This is a genomic window from Nocardia sp. JCM 34519.1, from assembly GCF_020361265.1.
Lineage (GTDB): Bacteria > Actinomycetota > Actinomycetes > Mycobacteriales > Mycobacteriaceae > Nocardia > Nocardia arthritidis_A.
Genome location: NZ_JAIRBR010000008.1, coordinates 58,373 through 73,185, shown reverse-complemented (window position 1 = coordinate 73,185; position 14,813 = coordinate 58,373). Strand labels below are relative to the sequence as shown.

The following is a 14,813-nucleotide window of genomic DNA, read 5'->3' as shown; positions in this document are numbered from 1 at the left end:
GGACGCGACCCCGTACGGGTCGTCGAGGGTAGTCGGGGTACCGGCGACGTCCAACACCGGCGCGGGATAACTCGGTCCGGCAGCTACGTCAACGATGTGTCTACCTGAGTTGCTGCTCGGTTCGGATCGTGAGATCACCAGATGGCACATACTTTCCATTGCGGAAAGTATGTGCCATGCTTTCAATCATGGATGCGAGGGAAGCGCAACAACATCTGCGAACCGCCGAGGATGCCTACCGGGCCGCGGCGTTGCCGTCACTGCCGATGCGGATCGTCGTGCCGGTCGCCGTAATGATCGGGGGCGCGGTCGCCGTGAGCGGCCAATATTCCGGCAACGGCGTTATCCGGCTGTCGTACTGGATCGGCGCGGTCGTGCTGGCGATCTGTGCGATCGGTTTGGTTCAGCGGGCTCGCCACCGTCGAGGGCTGACCGGGCTTCGCGGGCCCGCGCGCGAGGCGCTGACCGCGCAGCTGACCTGCGCTCTGGCTGTGCTCACGCTTGCGATCGTCGCCCCTGCCGGTATGGGTCTGTACTTCATCGGGGCCGGAGTCGTCATCGGGGTTGTCGCGGGCGTCTTGCTGCGTAAGCCGGGGTATCTGTTGGCGGGGCACCGGCGATGACACCCGCGTTGGATCCGGCGTTGCAGTCGTCGACCCGTCTCATGGTCGTCAGTTACCTGTCCGGGTGCGACAGCGCCGAATTCCAAGCCGTGCAACAGTATTGCGACCTCACCCCGTCAAACCTGTCCAAACACGCCAACACGCTGGCGGAACTGGGATATGTCCACATCGACAAGGGCTATGTCGGCAAACGGCCGCGAACCTGGCTGTCGCTCACGCCGAACGGACGCACCGCGTTGACCACACACCTCGAGGCGTTGCAACACATCGCGACGGCCGCGGCCCGAGCCGCCACCAACCAGTCGAGGTAGTCCACCGGCACCCGGTCCTGTTCGGCCGCAGGGGGAGCTGCCCGGCATCTGCCAATGATCGGCTCGCAGCTACTGCCAATCACGATCCCGCACCAAGCACACCGGCTGATTCCGGGGTCCGGAAGAGCTGTCCCCGTTGATATTTCGATCGTCCTACTCGGCCCCGCCGAAATAGCGCCGCAGTTCCGGCGCCACTGCGGCCGGATTGCCGCCCTCGTTGGTTTGGCTGCGGTCGGCGGGTGACCCGTGATCCAGGCCGTTGAGTACCACGCTACGGTGGTTGGGCAGGACGCGGTCGAGTGCTTCGAAGGCGGGCAGGATGAATGCCGGACCTTTTTTCGTGCCGCGCAGCAAGAGTACGTCGGTTCGCAGGTCGGCGAAATCGGCTAGCCTGCCTGCTTTTTCGGCGAGAATGACGGCCTCGTAGCGCAGGGTGGGAGTCATCTTGCGGAGTGTGATGGCGTCCGGCGGTGCGGTGCGGTCCTCCTTCTTCATGGCGGCGTCGATGAAGGCGGCCAGCATCCGGCGCGGCATGAATTTCATTGCGGCCGGGGCGAGATCGAATCCGAGCAGGCAGGTGACGATCGCCGCGCCGTCGCGCCCCTCGGCGAGTTCGCGATCGAAGCGGGTTACCCAGTCGGTGTAGATTCCGGAGTCGTCGAGCAACAGTCCCGGCTCGTAGGCGGCGAGTTTCCGGATGCCGGGCAGGGTGCGCGCCGCCTCCAATGCGATCACCCCGCTGGAGCTGATCCCGAAAACCAGCTCGGCCCCGGACATTTCCAGCACGGCCGCCAGATCCGCCACTTCGGTGCGCAGCGAATGCCCGGGCCGATGCGGCCCGGAGCCGCCGCGCCCCCGGCGGTCCGGCAGATAGACGGTGAACGAATCCGACAGTGCCGCAGCCAATCCCGACAGGCTGCGCCCGGATTGATTGCTGCCGTGCAGCAAGACCAGCGCGGGCCCGCTACCGGTCCGCAGATATCCGATGGTGGTGCCATCGGCGGAGGTGACCGAACCGGCCTGGAATTCGACGGACATGAGCTGCTCCTGCGGCTTCTAGTTTCCAAGTATCTAGTTATCAAGAAACTACTCGTATGCGAGCATATAGCGCAAGCCCACCGATATCGCGCGACCTCAGACGTTGTCGAGGACGCGTTCGGCCGCCCTCGCGGGTGTACGAGATCTGTTGTGTCCGTAGATGATTCCGGCAACAAGAATGACAAGCAGAACCGCGGTGGTGCCGTAGGTGCCGAAGCCGAGGCCGCCCTTGGCGTGCGGTTTGGACAGCAGATCGCCGACGGTGGCGCCGAGCGGCCTGGTGAGGATGAACGCCAACCAGAACAGCAGCACACCGGAGATCCGGGTGAGGTAGTGGGCGGCGAGGATGGCGGCCATGATCGCGGCGATGAGCAGGGCGCTGCCGCCGAAGCCGAGTCCGGAGCTGTCGGACAGGTAGTCGCCGAGCGAGGTGCCGAGGGTGTTCGACAGCAGGATCGCGCTCCAGTAGAGGAGTTCGCCGCGGAAGTCGGTGATGTCGGCGACGTCGTAGGTTTGGCCGCTGACCTTCCAGACGAGGAAGACGATCGCCAGGCCGGTGATCAGGATCGCCGCGCCCGCACCGTATCCGAGTCCGTCGTCGGTGGAGGTATCCGAGCCGGGACCGCGGTTGATGAAATCGGAGATGGTGGTGCCCGCGGTGCTCGTCGCCGCGATGACCGTCCAATACCGGGCCGGGTGGAATCGGCGCGCCCTCAGCTGGGTGATCAGCGCGACCGCGAACAGGCCGAGAAATAGCGCGGAGGCCGCCGCGTAACCGAGGCGCAGGGTCTGCGCGAGTAGATCGCCGCCGGTCTCGCCGAGCGTGGTGGCGGCGACTTTGAGAACCCAGAACAGTGCGGTGACCTGTGGCAGCTTGTAATCGGTGCGGTAGTGCGCCGAATCCATGCGCGTAATCCCTTCTGCGGGTGAGCCGGACGCGGGGGAGTCTGCCGTTCGGTCGCTGAGAACACGCTGAGACGGTCGGTTCGCGAGGACGGGTAGTGGTCGATTATGGGTGGCGTGATTCGGATTCCGATCTGGCTGCGGCCGTCGCGGTGGGGACTGCGCATTCGGTCGGCGGTGGCGTGTGCGCTGGTGGTCGGCGTCATCTCGGCCGCCGCGGCCGCAGCCATGCTGTGGTTTCTGCACCGGTCGCTCACCCGCGAGCTCGACGCCGCCGCGGATGCGCGGGCGGGTGAGATCGCCGCCGAATTCGACCGCGCGCCGGGTGGTCGGCTGCCGGAGGGACTGCTGTCGGCCGAGGGGCAGATCGTGGCGGTTCAGCTGATCGATGCGGACGGACAGGTCGTCGAGTCATCGGGTCCGAAGCTCACCCGGCCGTTGCTCGCCGACCCGGCCTCGGCCGGTGACCGCGCCGCCGGACTGCGACCGGTGCGCGAATACGACGACGACTGGCGGGTCGCGGTCCGAACCGCGGCGCGCGGATATGTGGTGCTGGTGGCCGCCGACAGCGAATCGGCCGAACACGCCGTGACCGAGACGGCGGCGCTGTTGGCGATCGGCGGGCCGATCGTGGTGCTGACGGCGGCGGCCGCGACCTATCTGCTGGTCGGGCGCTCATTGCGGTCGATGGAGGAGATCAGGGCGCGGGTCTCGGGTATCGGCGCGGGCGATCTGTCCGCACGGGTTCCGGTGCCGGTCGCCCGCGACGAGATCGCCCGGCTCGCCGAGACGATGAACGATATGCTCGCCCGCGTCCAGGCCGGTCACGAGGCGCAGCGCCGTTTCGTCGGCGATGCCTCGCACGAGCTGCGCAGCCCGCTGACCACCATCACCGCCGCGCTGGAGCTTGCGGCGGACCGGCCGGAAATCCTCGATCGCGAGCTGATCGGCGCGACATTGTTGCCGGAGGCGCGGCGGATGAAATATCTGATCGAGGATCTGCTCACGCTGGCGGCGGCCGATGAGAACGGCCTCGAATTGCGCAGGGGCGAAGTGGATCTCGACGATATCGCGGACAGCGAGGCAGCGGCGCTGCGCCTGCGCCGCGATGTGGCGGTCCGGCGGGAGATCCGGCCGGTGCGGGTGATCGGCGACCGGGCCAGGCTCGGCAGGGCCGTGCGCAACATCCTCGACAACGCCGCCGCGCACGCCCGCTCCGAGATCGGCATCGGGGTGTCGACGGTCGGTTCGCGGGCGCGGATCGTCATCGATGACGACGGACCCGGCATCCCGGAGGCGGACAGGTCGCGAATTTTCGACAGATTCGTGCGCCTGCAGGACGACCGGGCGCGTGCGACCGGCGGCTCCGGACTGGGCTTGGCGATCGTCGCCGAAATCGTTGCCGCACACGGCGGCACCATAACCGTGACCGAATCACCTTGGGGCGGAGCCAGATTCGTTATCGACCTACCTGCCGCGGTCGGGATCGGCCAGCCGGTAGCCGACCCCGCGTAAAGTTTCGATACTGTTGCGGCCGAAGGGTGTATCGATCTTCTTGCGCAAATAGCCGACGTACACCTCCACCACATTCTCCGGTCCGTCGTAGTGGGTGTCCCATACGTTGCGCAGGATTTCGGATTTCGTGAGCACGATTCCCTTGTGCCGCAAGAAGAATTCGAGCAGCCCGAATTCGCGGGGGGTCAATGTCAGCTCGGTGCCGCCACGGGTGACGATCCGGCGGGCCGGATCCAACATCAGATCACCCGCGGTCAATCGGGCGGGCAGCTGCGGGGTGCGCCGCCGCACCAGCGCCCGAAGCCGCGCGATCAGCACGACGAACGAGAACGGCTTGGTCAGGTAGTCGTCGGCGCCGAGATCGAGGGCGTCCGCCTGCTCGTAGTCGCCGTCCTTGGCCGTGAGCATCAGCACCGGAGTCGTCACATCCCGCGCGCGCAATCGCCGCAACACCTCGTAGCCGCTCATCCCGGGCAACATGATGTCGAGCACGATCACATCGAAATCGTCCTCGACCGCCAGCCACAGCCCGTCGGTGCCGCTGTGTGCCAGTTGCACCACGAATCCCGCCAACTCGAGCCCGCGGCGGACCGTATCGGCCAGCCGCTGCTCGTCCTCCACCACCAGCACCCGCACCGGTCAAGCTTGCCGCATCGCCGCTGCCTCTCAACGTATTCTCAGCCGGAATATGCCAGCGTCGTGGCGTGATGTTGGAATCTGTGCCTATGACACGGCAATCGAGGGTTTCGCGCCGAGTGCCGATCGGCTGGCTCGCGATCCTCGTATGCGCGCTGGCCGTTTGCGGCTTGACGGTGTTCGTCGCGAGTCGGCACGGTCCGGCCGGTGTGGACTCCGATCTGCTGCGCTGGGTGGTCGACCGGCGCAACGGCACGCTGACGGCGGCGGCGAAGGCGGCGAGTTTCGTCGGCGACACCTTCGTGCTCGCGGCCATCGCGGCGATGGCCTGCGCGGTCTCGGCATTGCGCAACCTTTGGCGGCAGGCGACGCTGATCGCGGCGACAACCGCCGGCGCCGCGGTGCTGGTCGTGGTCGGCAAGCACGTCATCGGGCGGGCGCGACCACCGGTCGGCTACCACCTCGTCGTCGAAACCAATCTGTCGTATCCGTCCGGGCACAGCCTCGGTTCGGCGGCGGTGTTCGGCGTGCTCGCCGTCGTCGGATTCGCACGGACACACCGGCGTTGGCTCCGAACCGCCGTGCTCATCGCCGCGGCGGCCGGTGTGTTGGCCATCGGCGCGTCGCGCCTGTATCTGGGCGTGCACTGGCCCACCGACATCCTGGCCGGCTGGCTGCTCGGCTTGCTGTGGTTGATGATCTGCGTCCGCGTTTACCCACTGAACTCGCGAGGTTCCAGATCCACAGCATGATGGTGGGATGGCCGAGAGGGTGAGTGCATGCGGGCAATACTGATACTGATCGTTGTCCTGGCGATCGCGGCGATCGTCGGCGACCGGGTCGGGGTCGTGGTGGCGCAGAACGAGATCGGCAGGCAGATCGCCGCCCAATACAAGCTGCCGAACGAACCGCGGGTCCGGATCGGCGGCTTCCCGTTCCTGACGCAGGCCGTCGACGGCAACTACCACGACATCGATATCCGGGTGGGCGACTGGAGCGATCAGAAGATCTCCGTGCACGATCTCGATGTCACGCTGACCGACGTATCCGCGCCGCTGAGCGATGTGATCCACAATCGGACGTCGAATTTCGTCGCGGCGACGGCCAATGCGACGGCCCTCGTTCCCTACGACACCGTGAAGGGTTTCGCGCCCTCGGGTGTGGAATCGATCTCCAACAGCCCCAACGGATTACGTGTCACGGGCACGTTCTCGGTGGAGGGTATTCCGATGCCCGCGACCGTTGTCGTCACCGTCGCGCCGACCGACGACGGCATCGAGGTCACGCCGGTGTCGGTCCAGGCCGCGGCGGGCGGGCCGACGATCCCGCTGGCGATGCTGCGCCGGACGCTCACCTTCACCGTGCCGTTGCAGCGGCTGCCGCTCGGCGCACGGGTGACGTCCATCCAGCCGAGCGCCAATGGCCTACAGGTGACCGCCGTCGCACACAACGTGCGGTTATCCGACCTGTCGTGAACTACAACCAGCCCGCGTCGGTGGCGCGGCGGACGGCGTCGACGCGGTTGCGGGCCTGCAGTTTCGATACCGCAGCGGCCAGATAGTTGCGCACGGTGCCGTAGGACAGGTGCAATCCGGTGGCGATCTCCTTGGGGTCGGCGCCCGCGGCGTAGCGGCGCAACACATCGGCTTCCCGGTCGGTGAGCGGGCTGTCCGCGGTGCGCAGTGCGGTGAAGGCCAGGCCCGGGTCGAGTACGACGCCGCCCGCGGCCACGGTCCGCACGGCGTGCAGCAGTTCTTCGCGGGGGCTGTCCTCGAGGACGAAGCCCGCCACACCGATCTCGGTGGCGCGCTTGACATATCCGGGGCTGGTGAGCGCGGTCAGGATGAGGACGCGGCAGTCCGGGCAGTGCTCGCGCAGTCCGGCGGCGGCGGTCAACCCGTCCTGGCCCGGTAGGTCGATGTCGAGGATCGCGACCCGGGCACGCTCGGCGATTGCTGTGGCGACGATCGGCTCGCCGCGGTCCAGCGCGGCGACGATTTCGACGTCGTCCTCCAATTCCAGTGTCGCCACGAGTGTTTCGCGCAGCAGGCGCATATCCTCGGCCACCAGCACCCTGATCATATTCACACTCCTCACCGCAGGTCAGGCCGTAGTTCGCTTGCTCTTGCGGCCCTACCTGGTATGCAATCTTGGGCGTGTCTTTTTTGCCCCGCTGCACCGGGTACCTGTTCTTGATCCTGATCACGGTGTCGGTGTCGATGAACGGAGCTGGGGCGGTACCGGCGATTTGCTGTGCGGCGCAAGCCGTTCTGCTCGTCCTGGCGCAGCGGCGGCCCGGCGGCCGAGCGTGGATACTGCCGGTCCAACTGCTGGTCACCTACCTGCCGTTCGCCTTGTCGACCGGACCGGTGAATCTCGATGGCCTGCTGGCGGCCACGGTGCTGTGGTGTTTGCCCCTGCACTGGGCAAGGTTCGGGTTCCTGCTGGTCGTCGCGGTCTCCGGCGGCATACACGGCGGACGGCACGACTACCTCTATGCCGCGGTGACAACGGCGGCGATCGGCCTGGTTGTCTATGTGCTGCTGCGCCTTCCGATCCTGATCGACGAGTTGCGATCGAGCAGGCACGAACTCGCCGAGCTGACGTTGGCGCGGGAACGTCTGGAGGCGACGCAACGGCTGCGTGCCGTGCTCGGCGACCGGCTGACATCCGTCATCGACCTGCTACAGCAGGCGCGTGCGGCGCTGGATCCGCTGCGGGCGCGGGACGCCGTCGGCGCGGCCGCGAGCGCCACCCGGGAGATCATCGGCACCGTCCGGCAGACGGCGGTCCGGGAGGGCGCCCTCACCAGGCTGCCGCCGGACTCGGCGACTTCGCGACTGGCGCCGCAGCTGACGCTGGTCGCGTTGGTCGTCGGTCTGGCGGGGTGGACGGTGATCGAGGCCGTAGAGATCGGGCGACCGTACTGGCCGACCGTGCTCGGTGGCGCGACAATGTCGATTTTGCTGCTGGGCCAGCTGTTGTGGCCGAGGTGGGAACGGCGTTTGCTGCTCGTCCAGGCGGCTGCCACATTGGCGCCGCTGCCGTGGGTGGGCTCGTGGTCGGTCTGGCTGATGCTGCTCGCGGTGTCGGCCCTGCTTTCGCTGTCCGGTGTGGGCGCGGCGATCGCCGTCGCCGGTCTGTTCGCGCTGCGGGCCGCGTATTCGGTGCCGACCTCGGGGCTATCCGGCCACGGCAACTGGATCATCCCCGCCGCCGAGGCCACGCTGGTGCTGTACGGGCTCGCGCGGTTCCGGCAGCTGTCGGTGCGGTTGAACGAGGCGCGCGCGGCGCTGGTGCGGATGACGCTGCAGGTGGAGCGGCTGCGCATCGCCCGTGATATCCACGATCTACTCGGCCTGACGCTGTCGGTGCTGGCATTGAAGAGCGACCTCGTCGCCGAATTGGTCGTCCGCGACCAGGACCGGGCGGTCGCGGAGCTCGACCAGGCGCTGCGGATCGCCGCCAATGCCAGGACCGAGGCGATCGCGCTCGTCGACGACAACACCGCCCGCTCGTTGCGGCACGAATTGCGGCTGGCCGGACAGGCACTCGCCGCCGCGTGCGGCGACGTCGACGTGGCCTATGACGACGATCTGCCGGAGCGGGCGGGTGCGGTACTCGCACCGGTGGTGCGGGAGGCGGTCACCAATGTGCTCCGCCACAGCGCGGCCACCCGGGTGGCCATCGAATGCCGACGGCACGACGGCCAGCTGCGCCTGAAAATCCACAACAACGGCGCCACCGGCGCACCCGATTCCGATGGGCAGGGTCTGCGCAATATGCGGGCGCGGGTGACCGATGCGGGCGGATCCTTCGCGGCCTCGGCCACCGGCGACGAATTCCTGCTCACGGCGCTCATTCCGTGCTGACCTCGCCGATGTGCAATTTGCACGGTGCCGACGCTGCGGGTCGCACGTCCGGCCGGTGCTCGCGGCACTACTGACGGCATCGTCGCGATGTGAGGCTTTTCGTCGTCACCGAGACAATGAAGGAGCCCATGTCATGGCCGTGATGAGAGTGCATCGGTACCGCGTTGCCGATGCCGATCTCGACGCCCTGCTGGCGCAGCGCGCCACCCTGATCGACGGAATCCGCAGGGCCGTCCCAGGATTGACCGAAACCCGGCTGACCCGCCTGGAAGACGGCAGCTACACCGATACCTGGCGCTGGGAGTCGGCCGAGCAGATGCTCACCGCACTCGCTGCGGCACAAGGCTTTCCGCTCACCGACGCGACGATGGCGTTGACGGCGGACGCGACCGCGCAAAACGGCGAAATCATCGACGAGCGTTAGGACTTCAGCACAATGAATATCGCCTATCACATCGTCGGCGTGGTGGCCGCCCTCTGGATCGGCTTCTCCGGTTATTCGCTGTTCGCCCAAAAGGGATTCGTCGTCGATCCGCTCGTCGAATACGGAGTGCCGAAGTCCTGGTGGAATTGGCTCGCGCTGGCCAAATCCGCGGGCGCGCTCGGCTTGCTCGCCGGATTCTTCGTCCCGGTGCTCGGCATCGCCGCCGCTGTCGCGCTGATTTTCTACTTCCTCGGCGCGGCGGCCACCACCATCCGGGCGCATTCGTACCAGACCACGGTGTTCCCGCTGCTGTATCTGGCCCCCGCCGCCGCGACCCTCGTCCTGCAAGTGATCCGATAGGAGCATCGTGATGTCCCGTTTCGCGTTCTACGACAACGACATTGCCGCCAAATTCAACAAGCGGCTGACCACCGCCGCCCGCGTCATCGATGAATCGGCGCTGCCGAAGCCCACCCAGGAATTGATCAAAATCCGTGCCTCGCAATTGAACGGCTGCGGCATGTGCCTGGACATGCACACCAAGGACGCCGCACATGCCGGTGAATCCGCGGTCCGGCTCGCGCTGGTGGCCGCCTGGCGCGACTCCACCGTATTCACCGATGCGGAACGCGCCGCGCTCGCGCTCACCGAGGCGGGCACCCGGCTCACCGATTCCGGTATTTCCGCCGATACGTGGGCGCAGGTGCGCGAGAACTACGACGACGATCAGATCGGCGCCATGATCTCGTTGATCGCCACCATCAACGCGTGGAACCGGCTGAACGTGATCTCCGGTCAGCTCGGCGGCGGGTACGTCCCCGGCCAGTGGTGAACGGACTGAGCCCATTCGGACATCCGAATGGGCTCAGCCGGAATACGTTGCGGCGCAACGCGTTCAGCTCCGCGCCGCCTTCGGCAGCAGGAAGACGACGCAGCCCGCCAGCACGGCGATGGCGCAGGTCCCGAACGACGCGGCGGCGAGGGCGTGGCCCGCGGCGGCGGCGCTGCCCGCCGACTCGGGATGGAACGACGCGAAGAAGACCGCTCCGATAACGGCGACGCCCAGCGCTCCGCCGCACTGCTGGGCCGTGGACAGGGCGCCCGACGCGACTCCGGCCGACTGCGGTTCGATGCGGCTGAGCACCGTGTTGAGCGCGGGCGTGATGACCAGTCCGCCGCCGACGCTCTGCAGGACGAGGGTGGGGATCACCAGCAGCGGGGTGATGCGCGGGCCCGACACCAGCAGCAGTCCGGTCGCCAGATAGCCGCTCGCCAGGATGATCGCCCCGACCTCGAGCACCCGTCGGCCGTATTTCGGAATGATCCGGCTGGCCACCATGCTGAACACGAAGAATGCGATGGCCGCGGGCGTGTAGACCAGCCCGGCGCCGAGCGCCGACATACCGAGACCCTGCTGCAGCGCCACCGACAAGGCCAGGTAATACGAGTAGATCAGCGCGTACAGGGCGAGTACGAGCACGATCCCCAGCGAGAACGAGCGTTGTTCGAACAGCGACGGCGGGACCAGCGGATCCCCGCCCCGCCGTTCGAGTTTCCGCTCGATCGCGGCGAACAGGCCGAATGCGACCGCGCTGCCCGCGAAGCAGGCCCAGACCCAGTTCGGCCAACCTGCCTGCTGTCCCTGGATCAGCGGGAGCACCAGCAGGAACAGCGCCGCGCTGAGTACCGCGACACCGGGCAGGTCCAGCCTGCGGTCGGCGGCCGAACCCGTCGCGGGCACGGATCGCAGGGCGAGCAGGAACATGACGATTCCGATCGGCACGTTCACCCAGAACACCAGGCGCCAGCCGGAATCGAACAGGTTGGCGCCGATCAGCAGTCCGCCGATGACCTGTCCGCCGATGGTGGCCATCCCCATGACGACGCCGAGCACGCCGTACACGCTGTGCCGCCGCGCCGCAGGCACCAGCACGGTGACGTACGCGAATACCTGGGGGACCATCAGCGCGGCTCCCAGACCCTGGACGACTCGCGCGGCGATCAGGCCGCCCGCGTTCGGCGCCAGCGCGCAGGCGACCGACGACAGCGTGAACACAGCCACCCCGAGCAGGAAGATCCGCTTGCGGCCGTACATGTCGGCCAGGCGAGTCGCGGTGATGATGAAGACCGCGTAGCTGAGTTGATAACCCGCGAGCACCCACTGGACATCGCCGGAGGAGGCGCGCAGGTCCGCGACGATCGACGGGTCGGCGACCACGACGATGAACGAGTCGAGGACCGCAATGAACAAGGCGGTCAAGACAATTGAGATCGTCGCCCATGGGATCGCGACAACCGGCCTGCTGACCGACCGTTGGTCACTCACCACGATGGGAACCTCCTAGGAAACCGGCCAGCTTCTTGATCACCTCGGCCGCCATAACGGCCTGACCCGAGGCCGAGAAGTGGATGCGGTCGGCGCTGAGCAGGTTGTCGCGGTCGTTGACCGGGTGATCCCACATGTCGACCACGAGTGCGTCGTATTCGGCGGCGAGCCCGCGCACGATCTCGTTGACCGCGGCGACCCGCTGCGCCCAGTCGGGGAATACGGGTACGACATACGCGCTGCCGAGGGTGAAGGTTGTCAGCAGAGCGCCGGTGCCTTTCGCCAGGTCGTACATTCGCCGAAGCGTTCGGGCTATCGCATCGAAATCCGGTGTGCGCCGCGCGATGTCGTTGGCTCCGCAGGGCAGGTGCAGCAGGTCCGGGGTGAATTCGACGATGCGGGCCGCCTGATGTTCGAGCGTCCGTTCGGTCGTCGCCCCGATTTCGGCGACGTTCAGGTACCGCAGATCCGGCCGGACGGATCGCAGCGCCCCGGCGACTCGTTCCGGCCAGCCTTGGTCCCGGTAACCCTCGGTGGGATCGCCGGTTCCGGCCGAAAGGCTGTCGCCCATAACGGCATACCGGCTCCACGGGGCGCCGGTCAGCAGTGCCGTGGCTGCTGTCTGGTCCAAGCAGAAGGGGTCGCTCGCTTCGGCGAGCATGGATGGGTTCACCCAATAGACAATACGTACGGCCGTATGTCTTTTTCAAGTGACTAGCGCACGGTAACGTTCCGGAATGTGAAATCTGTTGCGAGGGAGCGGTTTTCCCGACGCACGTCGACGACGGTCATGCCCGCGCCGATGGCCGCGTCGATTCCCGCGGCGGAGTTCTCGTAGGCCAGACATCGGCCGGGAGCCACGTCCAAGCGCGCGGCCGCGAGCAGATATGCCTCCGGCGCCGGTTTGACCGCGCGGACGTGTTCCCTGGTCACAACGGTGCCGAACAGCGTTGCGATACCGGCGATCTCGAGTCCCGCACGCACCAGTTCGGCGTAGTTCGCCGAGGCGACGGCCAGCCGCGCGCCCGCCGCCGCCAGCTCGACCGCGATCGCGACCACCGGAGTCGGGCGGATCTCGTCGCGATGGTCGAGCCAGTAGCCGACTGCGGTGGTGGTCAGCTCGTCATCGGAACAGTCGAGACGGATCCCGAAATCGGTGGCGAGACGGGTCCGCAACCGCGCCATGGAGACCAATGGTTCGGCGGCGCACCACTCCCACGACGGATGAGCGCCGAACCGGGCCAGCGCCGCGAGCGCCGCATCGACACCGAGCCGCTCGGTGTCGAGCAGGGTGCCGTCGAAGTCGAATATGTACCCGTCGTAGGTCGGCATGATTTCCTCACGACGAAACCTCGTGACCACTGGATACGGATTACCGAATACGCTACGGCAAACCCGAAAGGGGCAAAAGCCGCAATCGCCGACCGCTGTCGCGACGAAGGTGGGTACAATTGGCGCACAGCAAATTTCGAGTTCTTGAAGGTCGAGCGGCTACACCGAGATCGGCCCGGCGCGCGAAACTCGACTTCCCGGGGCCCGATGTTGCGATGCCCGCAGCCCAAGGTTCCTACGATCGTGGGGGTCAACGATGCGACCTGCGATACCCACCGCAACCCAGGTGCCCTGGCCCCATGAACTCTTTCCCGCGGCACTCGACAGCGCAACCGCGCGGCTGCGGTCCCATCTGCTGGCCCGCGTCGGCCCCGACGGCGCGGTGCGCGACACCTGCCACAGCCGAATCCTCGAGTCGGTGCTCGCGCTCAACCTGTTGGAGCGCACCGATTCCCAACCCGAGCGGCGCGCCCGCCTCGCCGGCTATCTGCGGGCACAGACCACGACCGACCCGCTGGCCCGCATCCTCGTCGACCTGGCACTCACCCGCGCCGCGGTAGATCCGCCCGCGGGACTGGCCGAGGCGTTCGTCGCCCAGGCGCCCAGTTTCACCGGCGCCCGCAAACACGCCATGCTCGAAGCGATCTTCGCCCTGTACGGCCTCCCGCCCCGTCGCCCGCTCGATCCGGCGGCCTTCGAACTGGCCGGCCTGCACTGCTGGGCCAGGGTGCAGGTCACCGCCGTGAAGATAGTGCTCGCCGACGCCACCGGCCGTCGCGACCGCATCAACGACGACGACGTGCGGATACTGCTGGAAACCCAACGCCAGAGCGATATTTGGGAAAACAACGTCCTGCTCCACCTGTGGGCGCTGCACGCCCTGCACCGGCTACCCGGCACGGAAAGCGTTGTGGCCGAAGGGATTACCAAAGCCGTTGCGCACCAACAGGAAGACGGTGGCATGCCGTTCGTCGGCGACGCCGATATCTGGTGCACCGCCAATGCCGGTGTCGCGCTTGCGATTACCGGCGCACCACGCGATGTCCTGCACCGAATCGCCGCATATCTGCTGTCGCAGCGGCAGCCCGACGGCGGCTGGTCCTACACCGACCTGGCGCATCAGACCGATGTCGACGACACCTCGGTCGTCGTCCAATTCCTGGACATACTCGATACCGGCAGGTATCGCGAAGCGATCCGCCGAGGCGAGCAATCGATGCTCGCGGTCCGCAACCCGGACGGTGGATTCCCCACCTATATCGCCGGGGCGGCGTCCGAGGCCTGTATGACCGCCGCCGTGGTGGACGCGCTCACAACACGCTGGCAACGCCATCGCGACATCATCGTCTCCGGGCTCGAATTCCTGGCGGGCCAGCAATGCGAGGACGGATCCTTCCCGCCCGCCTGGTCCAGCAGCCGCCTGCACGCCGTCTTCCGCGCATTGCTTGCGGCCACCCGCAACCCCCGCCATCAACCCGCCTACCTCCAGCAGATGATCAAACGAATCATGACCCTCGTACTGGACGGGCAGCATCCCGATGGCGGCTGGGGTCAGCAATCCGGGGAACCCAGCGACGCGATCAGCACCGCCTACGCCCTCATCGCCCTGTGCTGTCAGGACGATCCGGGACCGGCCGTGCGCGCGGCGGCCTACCTGCTGACCTGCCAGCGCGAAGACGGTGGCATCGATTCCATCTCCGATTCGGTCGGGCCGCGACCGGTGCGATTCACCGTCCCGGTCCTCGCCGACATTTTCCCGCTGCTCGCACTCGGGCACCTCGCCCACCGCATCGCGAAGCCCGCTGCCTGATCACTACGTCCAATCGGGTCCAG

At 67.1% G+C, this 14,813-nt stretch carries 17 protein-coding genes; 10 read left to right on the top strand and 7 right to left on the bottom strand.

Annotation, left to right across the window (positions count from 1 at the left end):
• Positions 1–188 precede the first annotated feature (188 nt).
• Together LGY53_RS21015 and LGY53_RS21010 are read left to right on the top strand one after the other, a co-directional pair.
• On the top strand, positions 189–623 hold the full coding sequence (locus LGY53_RS21015) for a hypothetical protein (RefSeq protein ID WP_225728399.1): 435 nt from the start codon (positions 189–191) through the stop codon (positions 621–623).
• Positions 620–934 (top strand): transcriptional regulator, encoded by a 315-nt coding sequence (locus LGY53_RS21010; RefSeq protein WP_225728398.1) that lies wholly within the window; start codon positions 620–622, stop codon positions 932–934. Before LGY53_RS21015 ends, LGY53_RS21010 begins: the two co-directional genes overlap by 4 nt.
• A gap of 153 nt (positions 935–1,087) precedes the next feature.
• Here LGY53_RS21010 and LGY53_RS21005 read toward each other — a convergent pair whose 3' ends face one another.
• Positions 1,088–1,972 (bottom strand): alpha/beta fold hydrolase, encoded by an 885-nt coding sequence (locus LGY53_RS21005; protein ID WP_225728397.1) that lies wholly within the window; start codon positions 1,970–1,972, stop codon positions 1,088–1,090.
• A gap of 96 nt (positions 1,973–2,068) precedes the next feature.
• Positions 2,069–2,878 carry a hypothetical protein gene (locus LGY53_RS21000; RefSeq protein ID WP_225728396.1) on the bottom strand — a complete coding sequence of 270 codons (810 nt, stop codon included), beginning with the start codon at positions 2,876–2,878 and terminating at the stop codon, positions 2,069–2,071.
• Between the two features lie 105 nt (positions 2,879–2,983).
• On the opposite strand from LGY53_RS21000, the gene LGY53_RS20995 reads away from it, so the two are divergent.
• Positions 2,984–4,390, top strand: coding sequence for an ATP-binding protein (locus LGY53_RS20995; RefSeq protein WP_374111206.1), 1,407 nt, complete (start codon positions 2,984–2,986; stop codon positions 4,388–4,390).
• Here the strand turns inward: LGY53_RS20995 and LGY53_RS20990 are convergent.
• Complete coding sequence (locus tag LGY53_RS20990; RefSeq protein WP_225728394.1) at positions 4,343–5,026, bottom strand: response regulator transcription factor; 684 nt, start codon at positions 5,024–5,026, stop codon at positions 4,343–4,345. The genes LGY53_RS20995 and LGY53_RS20990 overlap by 48 nt on opposite strands.
• 89 nt (positions 5,027–5,115) lie before the next feature.
• On the opposite strand from LGY53_RS20990, the gene LGY53_RS20985 reads away from it, so the two are divergent.
• Both LGY53_RS20985 and LGY53_RS20980 read left to right on the top strand, forming a co-directional pair.
• Entirely contained in the window at positions 5,116–5,778 is a 663-nt protein-coding gene (locus LGY53_RS20985; protein ID WP_225728393.1) for a phosphatase PAP2 family protein, read from the top strand.
• 27 nt (positions 5,779–5,805) lie between these two features.
• Positions 5,806–6,501: a DUF2993 domain-containing protein gene (locus LGY53_RS20980; protein WP_225728392.1), complete on the top strand. Its 696-nt coding sequence runs from the start codon at positions 5,806–5,808 to the stop codon at positions 6,499–6,501.
• 1 nt (position 6,502) lies between these two features.
• Here the strand turns inward: LGY53_RS20980 and LGY53_RS20975 are convergent, their stop codons facing one another.
• Complete coding sequence (locus LGY53_RS20975) at positions 6,503–7,108, bottom strand: DNA-binding response regulator (RefSeq protein ID WP_225728391.1); 606 nt, start codon at positions 7,106–7,108, stop codon at positions 6,503–6,505.
• 74 nt (positions 7,109–7,182) lie between these two features.
• Here LGY53_RS20975 and LGY53_RS20970 point away from each other — a divergent pair, with 74 nt between their 5' ends.
• The 4 genes from LGY53_RS20970 (at position 7,183) to LGY53_RS20955 (ending at position 10,154) form a co-directional block, all read left to right on the top strand.
• Positions 7,183–8,898 (top strand): histidine kinase, encoded by a 1,716-nt coding sequence (locus tag LGY53_RS20970; RefSeq protein ID WP_225728390.1) that lies wholly within the window; start codon positions 7,183–7,185, stop codon positions 8,896–8,898.
• 133 nt (positions 8,899–9,031) lie between these two features.
• Positions 9,032–9,322, top strand: a complete 291-nt coding sequence (locus LGY53_RS20965) for a hypothetical protein (protein ID WP_225728389.1) — start codon at positions 9,032–9,034, stop codon at positions 9,320–9,322.
• Between the two features lie 12 nt (positions 9,323–9,334).
• Positions 9,335–9,682, top strand: coding sequence for a DoxX family protein (locus LGY53_RS20960; RefSeq protein WP_225728388.1), 348 nt, complete (start codon positions 9,335–9,337; stop codon positions 9,680–9,682).
• 10 nt (positions 9,683–9,692) lie between these two features.
• Positions 9,693–10,154, top strand: coding sequence for a carboxymuconolactone decarboxylase family protein (locus LGY53_RS20955; protein ID WP_255664990.1), 462 nt, complete (start codon positions 9,693–9,695; stop codon positions 10,152–10,154).
• 63 nt (positions 10,155–10,217) lie between these two features.
• On the opposite strand, the gene LGY53_RS20950 is transcribed toward LGY53_RS20955, so the two are convergent.
• From LGY53_RS20950 to LGY53_RS20940, 3 genes are read right to left on the bottom strand one after another with little or no spacing between them, the layout of a single operon-like run.
• A complete protein-coding gene (locus LGY53_RS20950; protein WP_225728386.1) occupies positions 10,218–11,582 on the bottom strand; it encodes an MFS transporter in 1,365 nt (454 codons plus the stop codon).
• 58 nt (positions 11,583–11,640) lie between these two features.
• A complete protein-coding gene (locus LGY53_RS20945) occupies positions 11,641–12,321 on the bottom strand; it encodes an SGNH/GDSL hydrolase family protein (protein WP_225728385.1) in 681 nt (226 codons plus the stop codon).
• 41 nt (positions 12,322–12,362) lie between these two features.
• The gene (locus LGY53_RS20940) at positions 12,363–12,980 is read right to left on the bottom strand and encodes an HAD family phosphatase (RefSeq protein ID WP_225728384.1); all 618 of its coding nucleotides are present in this window, start codon (positions 12,978–12,980) and stop codon (positions 12,363–12,365) included.
• Between the two features lie 286 nt (positions 12,981–13,266).
• Here LGY53_RS20940 and LGY53_RS44175 point away from each other — a divergent pair, with 286 nt between their 5' ends.
• Entirely contained in the window at positions 13,267–14,790 is a 1,524-nt protein-coding gene (locus tag LGY53_RS44175) for a prenyltransferase/squalene oxidase repeat-containing protein (RefSeq protein ID WP_225728383.1), read from the top strand.
• The last annotated feature ends 23 nt before the right edge of the window (positions 14,791–14,813 follow it).